Here is a 15509-nt window from a genome sequence, read left to right as displayed (position 1 = left end):
TCGGCAAGCTCAGGACCAATCGTCAATCGTCAATCACCAATGGCTCCCGCCCATATAACACCGTTAGCTCCCGCAAAGCATGGGTGATGTGCGGCGTCAGCATATCGGCCGTGTAGCGCCAACGCCAATAGCCGCCGACCTTACCGGGGAAATTCATCCGCGCTTCAGTGCCCAGGCGCATCAGGTCTTGCATCATCACCACGGCCGTATCCCCCACCGACATATGGGCCATGCGCATCATGTCCCAGGCCACGTTACGGCCGTCTACGGCCATATAGCGCCGGAAATGGTCCCGTTCAGCCTCGCTGGAACTGGCATACCAGCCCAGCACTGTGTCGTTGTCGTGCGTACCGGTATAGACAACACAGTTAGCCGCAAAGGTGTGGGGCAAAAAGCCGCTGTTGCGTTCGCCGCCAAAGGCAAACTGCAAAATTTTCATGCCGGGAAAATCAAACCGGTCGCGCAGGGCCACCACTTCCGGCGTAATCAGACCCAAATCTTCGGCAATGATTGGCAGCACGCCCAACTGCCGCTCCATGCTCTCGAAGAAATCGGCCGCCGGCCCCTTCGCCCATTGCCCAACAACGGCCGTTGGCTCCTCCGCCGGAATCTCCCAATATGCTTCAAAACCACGAAAATGATCAATGCGCACAATGTCGGCCTGGAGGAAAGTCATTTGCAGCCGCTTCACCCACCAGGCATAATCGGTGGCCTTCATCTGCTCCCAGCGATAGAGCGGGTTGCCCCAACGCTGTCCGGTAGCGCTAAAATAATCCGGCGGCACACCGGCAATAAACGCCGGCGAGCCATCTTCCTTTAGATAAAACAGGTCAGGATTGCCCCACACATCGGCGCTGTCGAAGGCCACAAAAATGGGGATATCGCCGACAATTTTGACGCCGCGTTCATTGGCGTACTGCTTCAGCGCCAGCCATTGCGCAAAGAAAAGGAACTGCAAAAATTTGTGTAAGGCGATTTCGTCGGCCAGTTGGTGTGACCAGGCGGCCATCGCTTGCGGTTCGCGGTGGGCAATGTCGGTCGGCCAGGTGTTCCACACGCCGCCATCTTGATCTTTGTGGTACTGTTTGACGGCCATGAACAAGGCAAAATCGTTCAGCCAGAAGCCATTGTCGGCGCAGAACTGATCAAACGCGGCCACTTGTTCGGGCGTGCCCTGCTGTTGGAAATGGGCAAACACCTGCCGAAACAGCCCATTTTTGTACTCGATTACCGCGCCATATTCAACGGTGTGGCTGGGGAAGGGTGGGACGGTGTGCACGGCCGTTGCCGGCAAATAACCATCCACCACCAATTTGTCTGGACTGATAAGCAGGGGATTCCCGGCGAAGGCAGAAAAACATTGGTAAGGAGAATCGGCGTAACCGGTTGGCCCCAGCGGGAGCACCTGCCACAACGATTGTTTGCTGGCTACCAGAAAATCAACAAATTCATAGGCGGGGCCGCCAAAATCGCCCACGCCAAAACGACCGGGGAAAGATGTGGGGTGTACCAGGACACCCGCTGCACGGGGAAAACGCATGTGAAGTCACCTCTTACTCATTACCCACGCGGGCAATGGCCCATTCATACAATTTTTCATAGCCAACGGCCGAACGCTGCCAGGAGAAGTCGGTCGTCATGCCGTTTTGTTGAACAGCTTGCCAGCGGGGTTTATCTACATTGTAGACATAAATGGCGCGCTGAATCGCGTGCCAAAACGCTTCTTCGTTGTAATCGTGAAAGACAAAACCGGTGATGGGTTCTTGCACAGTATCGGCCAGGCCGCCGGTGGCGCGCACGATGGGCACGCTGCCATAACGCATGGCGATGAGCTGGCCCAACCCGCACGGCTCGAACAACGACGGCATCAGGAACATGTCGCTGCCGGCGTAAATGAGCGGGGCCAGGTCGGCTTCGTAGGCGAGAACGGCCGTCATCTTCTGCCGGTGATAGGCGGCCAACTGGGCAAACATGTTCTCGTAATGGCTGTCGCCCGTGCCCAATACCACAAACTGCGCTTCGCCGGAAAAGCCATTCAGCAATAGGTGCAAGACGTGGCCCATCACATCCAGCCCTTTTTGGCTGGTGAGTCGGGAGACCATCGCCAGGATGGGTACGTTGTCTACCTGAGGCAGGCCCAGGCGGGTCTGGAGGGCGCGGCGGTTTTGCAGACGGCCGTCTAAATCCACCGCGCTGTACTGGGCGGGCAGTCGGAGATCCGCTGCTGGGTTCCACTCGTCGTAATCAATGCCATTCAGAATGCCATGCACGTCGTAGGCGCGATGACGCAGCAGGCCATCCAACCCGGCCCCACCCTCTTTGGTGCGAATTTCCAGGGCATAGGTAGGGCTGACGGTGTTGACCATCGTGGCGTGGTAAATGCCGCGGGCGATCAGGTTCACTTCGCCGTAGGCCTCTTCGGTCAGGGCATGGGTGAGAATGCCCAGGTAATCGAAGATGTGCCAGTTGGTGTTGCCCTGAATTGCCAGGTTGTGGATGGTGAACACGGTAGGGGTGTTGGCGAAGAAGGGATCGCCGGCGCCGGCCGTCGCCAGCCAGGTGATGGCTGGGGCGGTATGCCAGTCATGGGCGTGAACAACGTCTGGCTGCCATTTCAGCGCCCGCACCAGTTCCAGGGCGGCGCGGCTGAAGAAGGCAAAGCGGTATGGGTCGTCCCAGTAGCCGTAAATGTTGTCACGCTTAAAAAGCTGCCATTCGGCGATGAAATAGATGGGCACATCGCTGCCGGGCAGCGTCCCTTTGAAGACGCCGCAAGGGATGATACCAGACCCGGTGGGCACGTTAAGGCGTATGGGCAGGGGGGTGATGTCTGGGAAACGGCCGTCTTCAATGCTCTTATACGCCGGCATTACCACCCGCACATCGTGACCCAGAGCTTGCAGCGCCTTGGGCAAAGAGCCGCCCACGTCGCCCAGTCCGCCCGTTTTGGCGAAGGGGCTACTTCCGCGCTCAGATAGAGGATTTTTCGTACTTTAGCCATGAAGTCGCCTCAAATTAGGTTGGCAGTGGTTCGCAGAAGGGTTCGTTTCCTCTTCACCCATTACCCACGACCAACTCCGTTATCAATCACCGGGTATTGTCCCTGATTTGGCCTGGTTATTCAAATTCAGCCTACAAACGGGCAAAGGCATTCTTTTATTGCATCAACGGCCGTTACCAGTTAACATTTCAGAACGATGCGTAAAAATTTGTTTCGCCAACGGCCGTTACTCACGCTCCCCCAAATCCTCATCTTGCTAATGGTGATTGTCGCCCTGTTTGTGGGCCTGGACCTGACCCGTCGGGCGCAGGCTGGCCGATTGGTCGGCGCCGGCGAAGAATCCCTCACTCACGAAATTAGCCTGGAAGCTACGCGCCAGATAGAACTGCAAGCCACCCTGTCTTACGTGCAAAGCGACGAATACGTCTCGGCTTATGCGCGCGACGAAGGCGGCTACATCCAACCCGGCGAAAAACGGATCGTCCCGATGGTCGTTGAAGCCACACCTGGCCCACCGCCGCAGGCTGCTCCCACTCCAGACCCGGCGCTGAGCGCCCGTCCCTGGCAAGCATGGTGGCAGCTATTATCCGACGCCCCACAGCCATCACGTCCTTGATCCATAAAACACGACAGCGAGAGTTATAACAAACCTTTGTGACTTCTCCGTGCAATTCCGTGCCCTCAATGGTGACCAATACATAATCCTGCTCTTTTTGTCCCTCAATGTCCCAATCAGCCATACTACCCAGGACGGGAGTACTAGTTATTTGCCATTCAACTTTACATATGTTACCATATGCGAGATCGGGAGGTTTACATATTGTTAGCAATAGACAATATTTTGTTTAAACCCCAAGTAGTTCGCTTATATGCCCTCGCCTGTGGGACGCAGCCATTAACTCGCACCGCGCCAACACACAGCCTAGTCACGATATCACGTAAAGGGATAAAACGATGGGCCGTCGTACGATAGCTATCATTATTTTGGTTATAGGCATTCTTCTGTTTGCCCTTGTCGCCTTTATGTTCTTGCAACAACAGGGCACGCCAACAGCAACGCCAGCGCCAGTCGGTGAAGTAAACGGCGATGGGGAATTACCCCCTGTCGACGCCGAGTCCGGCGAACCGGGCGTGTCTGAATTAGACCCCGCTGTCTCCGTCGAAGTGGCGCCAACGGACCTGGTCGAGGTGGTTGTGTCGTTGCAAACTGTGCCTCGTGGCTGGCAAATGACGGCCGATGAGCTGACAACCGATCTTCGTTTTCCCGACGAGGTTGGTCCCAATGTCATCACCGACATCAGCGAAGCCATTGGTCTGTATGCCCGTTCGGACATCTATCAGGGGCAAACCCTGACCAAAGATGCTCTGGTTCAGGACATTCGGCTGGTAGCGACTGAGTCTTATGGGCCATCTTCTCTCATCCCATTCGGCTTTGTGGCGCAGGCTGTTCCCATGGACCGTCTGGCCAGCGTAGCCTACGGGGCGAGCGAAGGTGACTATGTGGATATTTTGATCTCGTTTGTTTTGCAGGAGATCGATCCCCAGTTTCAGACTTTGCTGGAAAACAGCATCACCTTCTATTTGCGGGACGAAGAGGGCAACCCGATATTGGTGGCGATTGATCCATACGGCCGTTTCGAAGACCTGCCAACCGGTGAAGTCACCCACATCGCCCCCTCCGAAACAAACCGCCGTCCCATTCTGGTTTCCATGATCCTGCAAAACGCCAAAGTCATTCAAGTAGGTACCTGGCAGCCAGAACTACCGGTATCGGCCGCCACACCCACACCCGAACCGGTGGCCGAAGGCCAAGAAACGCCCACGCCGGCCGTTGGCGAAATTCCCACCGCTACCCCTAGTCCACCAGATACCCTGCTCTTGGCCTTGCTGCCACAGCAACAATTACTCCTGAAATACGCCATCGAATCCAACGCCAACGTCACCTTTGCTTTGCGCGGCATCAACGACGCTCAACTTTATACCATTGAAAACGTGGACTTCAACTACATCAGAGAACGCTTCAATATCACTATTCCACCCAACTTTGAATTTTCAGCCGAATTCATTGAAGTCACACCCACTCCGGTCGTCGAAGAGCCGACTCCGCCCCCTGCACAAGAAGGCGGCCAGTAGACAGGGTTTCATAGGATAGATACCATGCGTCTAAGAACATTCCTTCTCCTGTTTATAGTGATTGCGCTTATCGCTGTTGCTGGTGTATTGGCATACGTTCGCTTCTTCGGTGGCAACGCAGACAGCAGCATAACGGATGGCGTCACTGCGCCAATTGGTGACCAATCAGGTGATGATGCTTCCACCGGCGAACCTGGCTTACCGCCACCCACAGCCACACCTGCCACCCGGTACATAAACGTTGTTGTCACCACCAGAAATCTGCCCATTGGTACAGTCATTCGCCCAGAACTGCTCAGTTTTGAAACGAGGCCAGACTCCAACATCGCCTTGCAGGGCGGCTATGTGTTCACTGACCCGGAAGAACTTATCGGGCGTATTGTTAAGACAGAAATTGCCGAGGGAGAGGCCATCCTTGCCCCTATGCTGGCCCTGAGTACCACTGATCTGGCAGCTTTTGGTTCTGATCTGGCCCTTTATGTGGACCAGGGCAAAGTCGCTGTTGCCTTCCCCATTAACCGGTACACCGGCGCGGCTTACGCCATGCGCCCCGGAGACATCGTTGACGTACTCATGTCTTTGCCCATTGTGACTCTGGACCCGGAATACAACACCAAGCTGCCCAACGTTACTCAGCGGGTAGATGACTTGGGGTTAGCTGAAGGACGTTCATTCCTGTTCCCAGAAGCTTTAGAAGGTCGCCTGGAATTAATTGATCAACTTGAGATGGTTGGCGAAGTAAGCGGCCCAATCAGTTCGCAAGAAGGTTCTAAAAGCACCCAGGTTCAACGGCGCGCCACGCAGCTAACCATTCAGCAGGCGACTGTGTTGTGGGTTGGAACCTGGCGCGATCCGCGTGATCTGGCGCGAGAAGCGGCGGCAGCAGCAGCAGCAGCCGAATTGGCAGCGGCCAGCAGTGATATACCTGTGCCCACACCAACCCCGTTACCGGATCGTCTTGACGCGACGCCGGATGTTGTCATTCTGATTATGCCGGCGCAAGATGCGTTGGCGCTTAAGTGGTCGCTGGAAAGAGGCATCGCCATCTCTCTTGTCTTGCGCTCTCCCGGCGATGAAACAACGTTCTCCACAGTCACGGTTTCCCTGCCGCAGTTGGTGGAACAGGGCGCCTTGCGCATACCGGAAAGAAGCGAATATGATATCGAGCCGTCCATGCGCGACCGGGAGTTTCCGAGGTTAGACCAGCCAGAGTCCCCCTAATCTCTTGCTTTTTTAGAAACATGATATGATAAGCCCCCAGTAAAGCTGGGGCTTTTCTTTATAAGCGCAATAGACAAACAGATTTTTGTGGAGAAGACGTTGATTGTTGAAACGGTAGAAAACTACGACCCCGCACAGTATGAACGGCCGTCTGTCACCGTAGATGTCGTTATTTTCTCGTTGGCAGACAATGATCTGCAAGTGTTATTGGTCAGGCGTAAATATCCCCCGTTTGCCGGGGTTTGGGCCATCCCCGGCGGTTTCGTACACATGGATGAATCGCTGGAAGATGCCGCCCGGCGTGAATTGGCTGAAGAAACCGGCGTCACCGAGGTGTACAGCGAGCAGTTATATACCTTTGGTGAACCCAACCGCGATCCACGTACCCGCGTGATTACGGTGGCTTACTTTGCGCTGGTCCCCCAAGATGCCATTCGCCATCGCCCAGGTGATGACGCCGCCGAAACGGCCTGGTTTTCAGTTTTCGACTTGCCTGGGCTGGCCTTTGACCACGAAGAGATTGTGGCTTATGCCTTGCAGCGGTTGCGCTACAAATTGGAATATACGGCCGTTGGCTTTCAACTCCTCCCGGACGTATTCACCCTGTCTGAACTGCAACACGCTTACGAAATTATTCTGGGGGAGCAGTTAGATAAGCGCAACTTCCGCCGCAAGATATTGTCGGCCAGCATATTGGAAGAGACCGGTCGCAAGAAAAAAGAAGGGGAAGGCCGCCCGGCGATGTTATACCGTTATGGCAAAGACGCCGTGGCCGAAATAAAGACCCGTCGGCTGTTCCCCTAAACACAAAGGGTTAATCACCTCGTTCGATGCCACTTTGCCAGATACAGAATCCCCCTTGGGTAGATGTTCTTAAGTTACCCACAACGATTTTGTCAATTCCAGTCCCAATACCACGTCCTCACGGCCAACGCGCAAACGCATCGGGCCGTTAAACGGTGCGCGCCCAATAATTTCCACCTCTACGCCTGGAACCAGGTTCAGCGAAGCGAAATATTGCAGTCTTTCTGGTTCATGGGTACGGACCCGGCTTAACTGCCCCGTGTGGCCCACCGCCAGATTGATGATGCACACATCATTAACAGACGGCAAACTGCCATGCTCATCGGGAATGGGTTCGCCGTGAGGACAGCGTTGGGGGAATTGGGTCATTTCAGCCATACGCTGGGTCAGGGCTTCGTTCAGCCCTTTGCTCAGCTCATCGGCGTATTCGTGAACCTCGTGCCAGGCAAACCCCATCACCTGCACCAAAAAGACTTCTAAAATGCGATGCCGCCGAATTTCTTCCAGGGCCGCCTGGCGACCACGATCAGTTAATTCAACGCCCTGGTAGGGCACGTGTTTGACGTAACCGGCGCTTTTCAGCCGTTTCAACATCCGCGGCACGGCCGGGGCAGAGACGCCTAACCGGTCGGCCAGATGGGTGGTGCTAACTGTGGGTGAATCTTCTTGCAAACGATAAATTTCAGCCAGATATTCACGCATTGCGGTGCTGGGCGTCATGGATTCATACTCCTTAGGCTCCAAAACATATTATCCCATTCTCTATGCTTGCGCCAACCACCCTGGCTGTGAAATACGTCGAATAAAAAAGAAGCAGGCGTAGGAAAACTGCGGTTTTCTTACGCCTGCTGGGTTATGAGTGTTGGCGACTATGTTTAGTGTTCAGTGCTCGGTATTCAGTTTTCAGTGTTCAGTGTGATCTGTCTCAAGAATGGTTTCTAGATCTTCCACCGTGCTTTCAATGAGCGTCACCAAGTCTGTCAACATGGCGGTATCGAAGCGAAATTCGGCGCCGGCAGCGGTGAAAAGCTCCGGTAAGGTTTTAGTATTGCCCAGAGCCAATGCTCGACGATAGGCCGCCACAGCCTGCGCCTGGTCTTGGAGGGCATTGCGCCAGACTTGCAGCGCGCCAACCTGGGCCATGCCATATTCTACGTAATAAAATGGCGAGCCAAAAATGTGGGGTTTACGATGCCAACCGGTTACACGAGCAGCTTCGTAGTCGGTCCAATCCACGCCGGGCATGAAACGAGTCCACAGGCTGTCCCAGGCGGCGTCGCAGTTGGCGGCGCTGCTGGCTTCTGCGGGGTGGGTATACACCCAGTGCTGAAAAGCGTCTACGACAGCCATATAGGGCAAGAAGGTGATAATGCCTTCCAGATGTTCAATACGCGCTCTGGCCGCTTCGGCCGGGGTGTAGAAACCACCAAATTCGTTGGTGAGGTACGGGGCGGCCAGCAGTTCCATGGACATGGAGGCGACTTCGCAAAATTCCATTGGCGGATCGGTTTGCCAGATCAGGGGCAGCACGGCCGTTTCAAACACATGGAAGGCGTGTCCGGCTTCGTGGAGCAGAGTTTGTACATCGTCGTGAATACCAACGCCATTCATGAAGATGAACGGCCGTCGCCGCAGCGGCAGCGCAGCGCAATACCCACCCAATGCTTTGCCCGACCGCGTCTGCAAATCCAGCAAATTCTCTTCCGCCATGGTGGCAAAGTGCCGCCCTAAAGCGGGGTCCACATGGTTCAAGATATTCAGCGAACCATGTATCAGGGCGTCTTGCCCCTGATACGGCTTCAGGGGGGGATGTTCACTGGTGTCTACCGCGATGTCCCAGGGGCGCAGTTGGACCAGACCCAGCCGGCGGCGTTTTTTCTCATAGATGCGGCTGGCGGCCGGCACAACGGCCGTTTCTATCGCCTGGTGGAAAGTCATACAATCGTCGGGGGTGTAATCGAAACGGCCGTACTGCCGAAACACATACGCCCGAAAATCCGGCAAATCAGCATTGCCCGCCACCTGCTGCCGCAAAGCCAGCATGTCGGCGTAAAGCTGGTTCAACGCCTCCCGCTGGCTCAGCCACAAGTCCATCGTCATCTGCCAGGCGCGTTGGCGCACCCCCCGGTCTTTGTCGGTGAGATATTGCCCCAACTGCGACAGGTTGTGTTCTTCACCTTCCCAATCCGCCTTTAAGCTGCCGGTGATCTTGTCATAGGTGTTGTCCAACTTCGCCAATTCCGTTTGCAGCGGCACATTCTCAACCCGGTACAAATCTGCTTCGTTGCGCATATGGCGCAGCATCAACACCAGATCATCCCGGTCGGACATATCCAGCGCCAACAAGCGCGTTTTGATCGTCTGCTCGGCCACCATGGCCTGGGGGTAAATCTTCTCCACAAAATCCAGAAAAGCCTGCTCTTTGCCGGCGTCGGTCGTGTCCAGGGATTTTTGGATATGGACATCGGTCATCACTTCGGTTAAGACGCGGGCCAGGCGAGACCAATGGTCCAACCACGCCTGACGGTCGGCGGGGAGGATAACGGCCGTTTCCAGAGCCGCGTAATGAGGGGCAAAGGTTTGCCAATCCAAAGGATCGATCTCGTCAATACTGTCAGGTAAAGAGGGTAACTGCATGATAACACGCTCCTGTGGGAATTAATCAAACACCAGGCGGCGCGGCGCAAAAACGTCGTGCCACCAATCAATGGAAAATGCGCGCAGCTCTGACACGTTGACTGACAAAATGAACTGCAAAAAAGCCCTTGTGCGCGCACAAGGGCTAAGGCTTTTATAAAGGCGACGACCGGATTCGAACCGGTGATGAAGGTTTTGCAGACCTCTGCCTTACCACTTGGCCACGTCGCCAGAAACAGATTCGGCAGGCTTACGCCTGCCGAATTTTGAGCGGGCAACGAGATTCGAACTCGTGACCTTCTCCTTGGCAAGGAGACGTTCTACCACTGAACTATGCCCGCATTGCACCTGAGTTTTAGAGCAGATGCCAGGACCCAGACTCGAACTGGGGACACCTGCATTTTCAGTGCAGTGCTCTACCAACTGAGCTATCCCGGCACGTATTGAACTTTTAACATTTGCTGTAAAGCGAACCTGATTCTATCCAAAGGCGCGGTGGCTGTCAAGTCCTCGTGCGTGTTTTTGCCGGTGAGGGTAAACTATTTGCGGGAGTGGTTGTGTCCCGGTGGGCGCCCCAGTCTTCAAAATTGGTGGCCGGTTGCGCCGAGCAAGCGGCGGTGGGTTCGACTCCCATCCATTCCCGCCATAGGACAGGAGGCATTCTGCGCCAGGTTTAGGAATCATCTGGGAGCCTGTCGGAGAACAAATGGGATGCGAATTCGCACGGATTGTGGCGGATTTTTACTGATTTACCGGCGAAAATCCGCCGCAGTTGCGTTTAGTATCCGTTCAGCCAGCTCTTTAGTCTTGTACGGGCAGGCCGCTGGGAACGGCCGTTGGCTGAACACCCGCCAGATCGAAAACGGCCGTATCTGTGAGTGCCTGCAAAAAAGCCAACAACGCTTCAATTTCACCCGGCCCCAGGCGGCGCGCCGCCGCCAACTGCGGGGCCAACGAGGCCAACATCTCCTGGTGCAAGGCCGGGTCTTGCTGCACGCTGTCTTGCAAGTAGGCGGGCAGATGGGCGGCCGCATCATAGGCAGACAGGGCGGCCGCCGGGTCCTGATGGTGGGCAATAACGGCTTCTAACGTGGCGTATGCGCCATTATGCAGCCAGGGTCCGGTGGCGGCGACGTTGAGCAAGGAGGGGGTGCGGAAGGCGAATTTGTCTTCTGGTCGGGCGGTTTCCCGGAAACGGCCGTAATCCAGCGGCGCTTCCACCCCTTTGCCCGGCCCCAACTGCGGCGCGGCCAGGTTGTGATACGCCTGATCGGTTAATAATGAACCGCTGTGGCATTGGCCGCAGCCCGCCGCGCCAAAAAACAAGACTGCACCCCGTTTGGCCGTTTCCGACAGCGCCGCCGTATCCCCCTGTAAATAGTGATACCAGGGACTTTGGCATTGGTTGAAGGCGTCAGACTCGAAGGCGGCCAGGGCATTGGCGGCATGGACAAAAGTCAGGTCCGCCGGGGGTACGGCGGGATAAGCAGCCTGGAACAAGGCGACGTAACCGGGCAAAGCCAACAGGCGCGCCATCAAGCTCTCCCACAAAGTTGTCCAATCGTCCTCAGGAATGAGCGCCAGCTCGTTGGGCTGCCCAAACACGTCCAGGTCGCCGGGCAAGCCGCGCATTTCGTCCACGGAAGTGACGGGGAACATGGCTTGCACGGCCAATATGTTGTCCAGGCCGGGTGGCAGTTGGCTGCCGGCCGGGCTGACAAAGTAACCACGCGCACTGGCGGCGGCCCGGCCGTCCCAAAACATGGTTTGCCAGGCGGCGCTGCCCCGGTTGTACACGTCTGGGGCGTTGCGGGCGATGAGGATACGGCCGTCGCCAAATTGTCGCTCCACCCCCAGCCCCTGCCCACCTGTGCCCATCGAAAGTGGCAGGTTGTCTGTCGTGCCCAACGTGGGGTGATGACAGGTGGCGCAAGAGATGTCCCGGTTGCCGCTGAGTTCCTTGTCAAAAAAAAGCGCCTGCCCCAGGGCAACCAGAGCCGGATCGGCCGGCGGGCCAGGCTCAAAGGGGCGGATATCTTGGGCGGCGATTAGCGCTTGCAACTGCTGGTCGGCCGTTTCCACCGGACCACAGCCCGACAATAAGGCGGCCAGAAATAAGGCCACCACCACAACTATCCCCATATCGTTTTTAGCCATACCCGGTTTGCTCCCACAAAAATTCGCGTTTGTTGGCCGCCGCATGAATCGGCGACCCGTCCACCCGGCTTTGCATTTTTCGCCGCGCCCACCGATAATGAAACCCATCGCCAGATTATAAAGAATGTCGGCGATTCTTTGTAGCTTACAGACATAAAAGGATCAGATCAGCGTGCTGTCGTTAGAACAACAAAACAGGCTGCGCGAACAATACCGGTCGCGGAACCCCGACTGGCAGCCGGCGACTGAAGTGTATGCGGCGTTGGTGCGGGACAGCTTACGGCCGTCTGCCCGCGTGTTGGACCTGGGCTGTGGCCGGGGCGGGTTGGTGGAGCAGCTTAATCATCCGCTGCGCCTGGTGGTGGGCGTGGACCCGGATTGGCAGTCGCTGCGCGAACACCGGCTGTCGCTGCCCCGCGTGGCCGCCACCAGCGATGCGCTGCCGCTGGCGGCTGGCTGCGTGGACGTGGCCTTTGCCAGTTGGCTGTTGGAACATTTGGAACGGCCGTCGCTCACCTTTGCCCAATTGGCGCGGGTGCTGCGGCCGGGCGGGGTCTTTGTATTTATCACGCCCAACAGGCGGCATCCGCTTTCGGGGTTGAACCGGACATTGGGCCGATTTGCCCGTTTGCAGAGGACGTTGGTGGCGCGGGTGTACGGCCGTGCCGCAGCCGACGCCTTTCCCACCTTTTACCGGGCAAACTCACCGGTCGCGCTGCGCCAGTTGGCAGCGGCACATGGTCTGGAACTCAGCGCCCTGCACGCCATCCCCGACCCCACCTATCTGGCCTTTAACCAATCCTTCTTTCGGTTGATGGTACGCCTGGAGGAACGGCTGGCGGCCGACCGGCAGCTTCACCTGGTGGGCTGCCTGCGCCGCCCGGAGTAACTTGCCGATGACCGACCTGCCATGGGACCGTCAATTGTTTTATCGTTACCTGGGGCTGGCCTATGCCTTCACCCATTGGACCAGCCACAAGACGTTTTTGGCGGCGACTGTTCGCGGCTGGATTCAATTTGCGGCGCTGGTTTTGCTGCTGGTTTCTTTGCTGCTGCGCTGGGGGGTGTGGGGGATTGGGGGCACGGCCGTTTTTTTGCTCTGGGTTCGGTTTAGCTATTGGCGGGCGCAAAAGGCAGGTTACAGCCGATTTGTACCCGATACAAACGGCCGTTTCGTGCCGGATGCAAGCGCGAGCCTGCGGCCTTATCAACGGGCGGCGCTGCAGGCCACAGGTGTGTACCATGTCACCGAATTGAGCCAGGCGGTGCTGCTGCGGCCGGCCGAGTATTGGCAGGCGCCGCTGGGCCAACATATTGTAATGGTGGAACATCGGCGACAGAAGTACCTTTATCAGTTTTTTGATGCGCGTACCTTGCAGCAGGTTCAGAAGGGGTGGTTGATCTTTGGTGTACGGCCGTTAGACAGCCTGGCCGTCACCTTCGTCTCCGCCTGGGTGGGGGATGAAGTAAAACCGGTCGTGGAGACCATCTATTTCTCGTTTGCGGATGCGGCCGGGCAAACAGCCGTGTGGCAGACGATAATAAAAGATGTGCGCAGTTGATGCGCCAGGCTACAGTGGTTGACGCATCAGGGATTGGTGACGGCCGTTTCGCTTTCTGTCGCCGCGGCCGATTCTGCGGCGGGCAGAGGCAGCAGACGGGTCGTCAGGATTTGGTCCAGTTCGTCCCAGGCGCTTTCCAGATCGGCGGCCGCCTGATTCGGGTTGGCGGGTAGATTGGCGGCGGCCAGCGAGAGGCGCGTTTGCACCACTTCCAACGGGGCGCGGTCGGCCGAATCTTCAGGCAGCAGGGTAATGACGGCCGTCACTGTTTCCAGCGCATTGTCCACGTCGTTGGCCGCCAGACCAAAGTTGGTCTCCAGCAGGCGCAGCCGGGCGCGAGCCACCAGTTCCCAGGCGCGGAACAAGACGAGTGATTGCGCCATTTCGCTGACGGCCGTGTTAGATAAATCTGACAATTCGGCGGCGGCAGCGGCCGTTTCTTCCACCACGCCCAGGTCTGTTTGCAGCCGGTTCACTGCGCCGGCCAGCCCATCTATCTCGCCGCCCAGGGCATCTATCTGGCCGGTGCTGGTGTTGAAGTCCGTCTGCAAAATGGTCAGCGCCTCGTTCAGACCGGTGATATTTTCGACGGCCGCAGCGTCGTTCGCCAGCGTGACCGCCAATGAAGCCTCCAGGGTCGTCAGCAGCTGCGATTGTTGGTCTATGCTGCGGGCCAGGGCATCCAGACGGCCGTTCAACTGCGTGGATTGGCGCTGCAAATCGCTAATGTCCTGTTCTTGTCCGGGGTTGGCGCTGAGTAGGGTATCTACCTCGCGGCGCAAAATGTCAATACGCGATTCCTGAGCCGAGAAACGGGTGGCGACGCTGGCGGCCGAACGGTCAATTTCGCCGCTAATCGTCTGATAGAGCCACAAACCACCCCAGGCCACGCCGGCCAGCAGGGCGATAAGCAGCAAAGAAATGATAAAAGCGCGCAAAATGCGATAGAGGCTGCGCCCCAACCGGCGACCAACGCCGGGTTGTGCCTCGGTAATACCTGGTTCTTCGTCCATCATAATCAATTCCCTTGTGATACAAACGTTATGGCTGCGGCGCCGGGGTGTTGGTGGCTAAAGCGGGCAGCGGCGTGCGGCTGGGTTGGGGCGTCCGGGTGGGCTGGCTGGTGGCTGATGGGCTGGCAACGGCCGTGCCCGTCCCTTCTCTGGTCGCCGGTGTGATTGCGGCCGCTGAAGTGGGCGTGGGCGTTGCGGTGAGTGTGGAAGCGGATGGGTCCGTCTCCAGCAGCAGTTCGCGCAAGCCACCCAAGAAGCTGTTGAACGATTCGGCGGCGGCAGCGGCCGTTTCAATTTGCGATTCGGTCAGGTCCAGGCGGCTGTCCAGGCTGGTGATGTCGTCGTAAACGGCCGTCACCCGTCCCTCTACCGCAGCCATCTCCGCGCTCACATCGGTCAATTGAACGGCCGTGTCGGTCTGCTGGGCATCCAAACCTTCTAGCCGGGTCGCCAACGCTTCCACCTGGGCATCCCGCGTAGACAAGGCATCTTGCAAACCGGCCTGCCGGATATTGGCCTCGGTGATGTCGCGGCGCAGTTGGGCATCGGTCTGGCTGAAGGTGAGTGTTCCATTGAGTCCCAGCAAAATCGCCAGGCTAAACATCATGCCCAGCAGCGAGCCAAGAATCGCGCCCAGGAGCAACAACACACAACCACGCCGCTGTGAAATGGCCGAAGGCGCAGCCGGTGTGGCAGAGGATACAGGGGGTCTTACATCTTCGGTCATAGTAGAGGCTTCCTCAACGGCGGGCAAAATGGTTAGCCGAGATTTATTAACGGGGATGGGCGCGTCGTCAGGGTTTGATGAGGGTGTATCCAGGGGGGAGAATACGGCCGTGCCCACCACAATATCTTCGTCCAACGGCGCCTCGACGTCCAACGGCGCGCCAGCACCCAACTCCTCTTCTCCTGCGGCGACGGTCGCCAGGGTTTCGCCATCGTCAATGGCTGATTCTTCTTGTTCAGTATCCATACTGCCCG

Annotated in this window: 13 protein-coding genes and 4 tRNA genes; 7 read left to right on the top strand and 10 right to left on the bottom strand. The window is 57.1% G+C overall.

Annotated elements, in window-relative coordinates; all coding sequences use genetic code 11:
• Positions 1–22: 22 nt before the first annotated feature.
• On the bottom strand, positions 23–1540 hold the full coding sequence (malQ, locus tag IPM39_25185; GenBank protein ID MBK8989315.1) for a 4-alpha-glucanotransferase: 1518 nt from the start codon (positions 1538–1540) through the stop codon (positions 23–25).
• Between the two features lie 13 nt (positions 1541–1553).
• Positions 1554–2927, bottom strand: a complete 1374-nt coding sequence (locus IPM39_25180) for a glycogen synthase (GenBank protein ID MBK8989314.1) — start codon at positions 2925–2927, stop codon at positions 1554–1556.
• A 270-nt stretch (positions 2928–3197) separates the two neighbouring features.
• Between IPM39_25180 and IPM39_25175 the strand changes: the two genes are divergently transcribed.
• The 4 genes from IPM39_25175 to IPM39_25160 all read left to right on the top strand — a co-directional run bounded on the left by IPM39_25175 (position 3198) and on the right by IPM39_25160 (position 7159).
• Positions 3198–3617 (top strand): hypothetical protein, encoded by a 420-nt coding sequence (locus IPM39_25175; GenBank protein MBK8989313.1) that lies wholly within the window; start codon positions 3198–3200, stop codon positions 3615–3617.
• Between the two features lie 338 nt (positions 3618–3955).
• Positions 3956–5134, top strand: a complete 1179-nt coding sequence (locus tag IPM39_25170; GenBank protein ID MBK8989312.1) for a hypothetical protein — start codon at positions 3956–3958, stop codon at positions 5132–5134.
• 24 nt (positions 5135–5158) lie between these two features.
• On the top strand, positions 5159–6355 hold the full coding sequence (gene cpaB / locus IPM39_25165) for a Flp pilus assembly protein CpaB (protein ID MBK8989311.1): 1197 nt from the start codon (positions 5159–5161) through the stop codon (positions 6353–6355).
• 102 nt (positions 6356–6457) lie between these two features.
• On the top strand, positions 6458–7159 hold the full coding sequence (locus IPM39_25160) for an NUDIX hydrolase (GenBank protein ID MBK8989310.1): 702 nt from the start codon (positions 6458–6460) through the stop codon (positions 7157–7159).
• 69 nt (positions 7160–7228) lie between these two features.
• Here the strand turns inward: IPM39_25160 and IPM39_25155 are convergent, their stop codons facing one another.
• From IPM39_25155 to IPM39_25135, 5 genes are all read right to left on the bottom strand, one after another.
• Entirely contained in the window at positions 7229–7879 is a 651-nt protein-coding gene (locus IPM39_25155) for a metal-dependent transcriptional regulator (protein ID MBK8989309.1), read from the bottom strand.
• A 183-nt stretch (positions 7880–8062) separates the two neighbouring features.
• The gene (locus IPM39_25150; GenBank protein ID MBK8989308.1) at positions 8063–9796 is read right to left on the bottom strand and encodes a M3 family oligoendopeptidase; all 1734 of its coding nucleotides are present in this window, start codon (positions 9794–9796) and stop codon (positions 8063–8065) included.
• A 160-nt stretch (positions 9797–9956) separates the two neighbouring features.
• Positions 9957–10027, bottom strand: a tRNA-Cys gene (locus IPM39_25145).
• A gap of 38 nt (positions 10028–10065) precedes the next feature.
• Positions 10066–10137 (bottom strand) — tRNA-Gly (locus IPM39_25140).
• A gap of 24 nt (positions 10138–10161) precedes the next feature.
• Positions 10162–10234 (bottom strand) — tRNA-Phe (locus IPM39_25135).
• Positions 10235–10343: 109 nt separating this feature from the next.
• Here IPM39_25135 and IPM39_25130 point away from each other — a divergent pair.
• Positions 10344–10442: transfer RNA gene (locus IPM39_25130), tRNA-Sec, on the top strand.
• Between the two features lie 155 nt (positions 10443–10597).
• Here IPM39_25130 and IPM39_25125 read toward each other — a convergent pair.
• Positions 10598–11953: a cytochrome-c peroxidase gene (locus tag IPM39_25125; protein ID MBK8989307.1), complete on the bottom strand. Its 1356-nt coding sequence runs from the start codon at positions 11951–11953 to the stop codon at positions 10598–10600.
• A gap of 172 nt (positions 11954–12125) precedes the next feature.
• Here IPM39_25125 and IPM39_25120 point away from each other — a divergent pair, with 172 nt between their 5' ends.
• Both IPM39_25120 and IPM39_25115 read left to right on the top strand, forming a co-directional pair.
• Positions 12126–12842: a class I SAM-dependent methyltransferase gene (locus IPM39_25120; GenBank protein MBK8989306.1), complete on the top strand. Its 717-nt coding sequence runs from the start codon at positions 12126–12128 to the stop codon at positions 12840–12842.
• Positions 12843–12849: 7 nt separating this feature from the next.
• Positions 12850–13515, top strand: coding sequence for a hypothetical protein (locus tag IPM39_25115; GenBank protein ID MBK8989305.1), 666 nt, complete (start codon positions 12850–12852; stop codon positions 13513–13515).
• Positions 13516–13541: 26 nt separating this feature from the next.
• Here the strand turns inward: IPM39_25115 and IPM39_25110 are convergent, their stop codons facing one another.
• Both IPM39_25110 and IPM39_25105 read right to left on the bottom strand, forming a co-directional pair.
• Positions 13542–14531, bottom strand: coding sequence for a hypothetical protein (locus tag IPM39_25110; protein MBK8989304.1), 990 nt, complete (start codon positions 14529–14531; stop codon positions 13542–13544).
• Positions 14532–14556: 25 nt separating this feature from the next.
• Positions 14557–15501 carry a hypothetical protein gene (locus tag IPM39_25105; GenBank protein ID MBK8989303.1) on the bottom strand — a complete coding sequence of 315 codons (945 nt, stop codon included), beginning with the start codon at positions 15499–15501 and terminating at the stop codon, positions 14557–14559.
• Positions 15502–15509 lie beyond the last annotated feature (8 nt).

Origin of the sequence: Candidatus Leptovillus gracilis, assembly GCA_016716065.1 — a bacterium.
Classification (GTDB): Bacteria; Chloroflexota; Anaerolineae; order Promineifilales; family Promineifilaceae; genus Leptovillus; species Leptovillus gracilis.
Note: the sequence above shows the minus strand (reverse complement) of the source record. Positions and strands in the feature narration are given on the sequence as shown.

Excerpts from the sequence above, each read along its gene's own strand:
- IPM39_25155 (MBK8989309.1), bottom strand. The coding sequence starts at position 7,879 with ATGACGCCCAGCACCGCAATGCGTGAATATCTGGCTGAAATTTATCGT.
- IPM39_25105 (MBK8989303.1), bottom strand. The coding sequence starts at position 15,501 with ATGGATACTGAACAAGAAGAATCAGCCATTGACGATGGCGAAACCCTG.
- IPM39_25115 (MBK8989305.1), top strand. The coding sequence starts at position 12,850 with ATGACCGACCTGCCATGGGACCGTCAATTGTTTTATCGTTACCTGGGG.
- IPM39_25150 (MBK8989308.1), bottom strand. The coding sequence starts at position 9,796 with ATGCAGTTACCCTCTTTACCTGACAGTATTGACGAGATCGATCCTTTG.
- IPM39_25175 (MBK8989313.1), top strand. The coding sequence starts at position 3,198 with ATGCGTAAAAATTTGTTTCGCCAACGGCCGTTACTCACGCTCCCCCAA.
- IPM39_25125 (MBK8989307.1), bottom strand. The coding sequence starts at position 11,953 with ATGGCTAAAAACGATATGGGGATAGTTGTGGTGGTGGCCTTATTTCTG.
- cpaB (MBK8989311.1), top strand. The coding sequence starts at position 5,159 with ATGCGTCTAAGAACATTCCTTCTCCTGTTTATAGTGATTGCGCTTATC.
- malQ (MBK8989315.1), bottom strand. The coding sequence starts at position 1,540 with ATGCGTTTTCCCCGTGCAGCGGGTGTCCTGGTACACCCCACATCTTTC.
- IPM39_25110 (MBK8989304.1), bottom strand. The coding sequence starts at position 14,531 with ATGATGGACGAAGAACCAGGTATTACCGAGGCACAACCCGGCGTTGGT.
- IPM39_25170 (MBK8989312.1), top strand. The coding sequence starts at position 3,956 with ATGGGCCGTCGTACGATAGCTATCATTATTTTGGTTATAGGCATTCTT.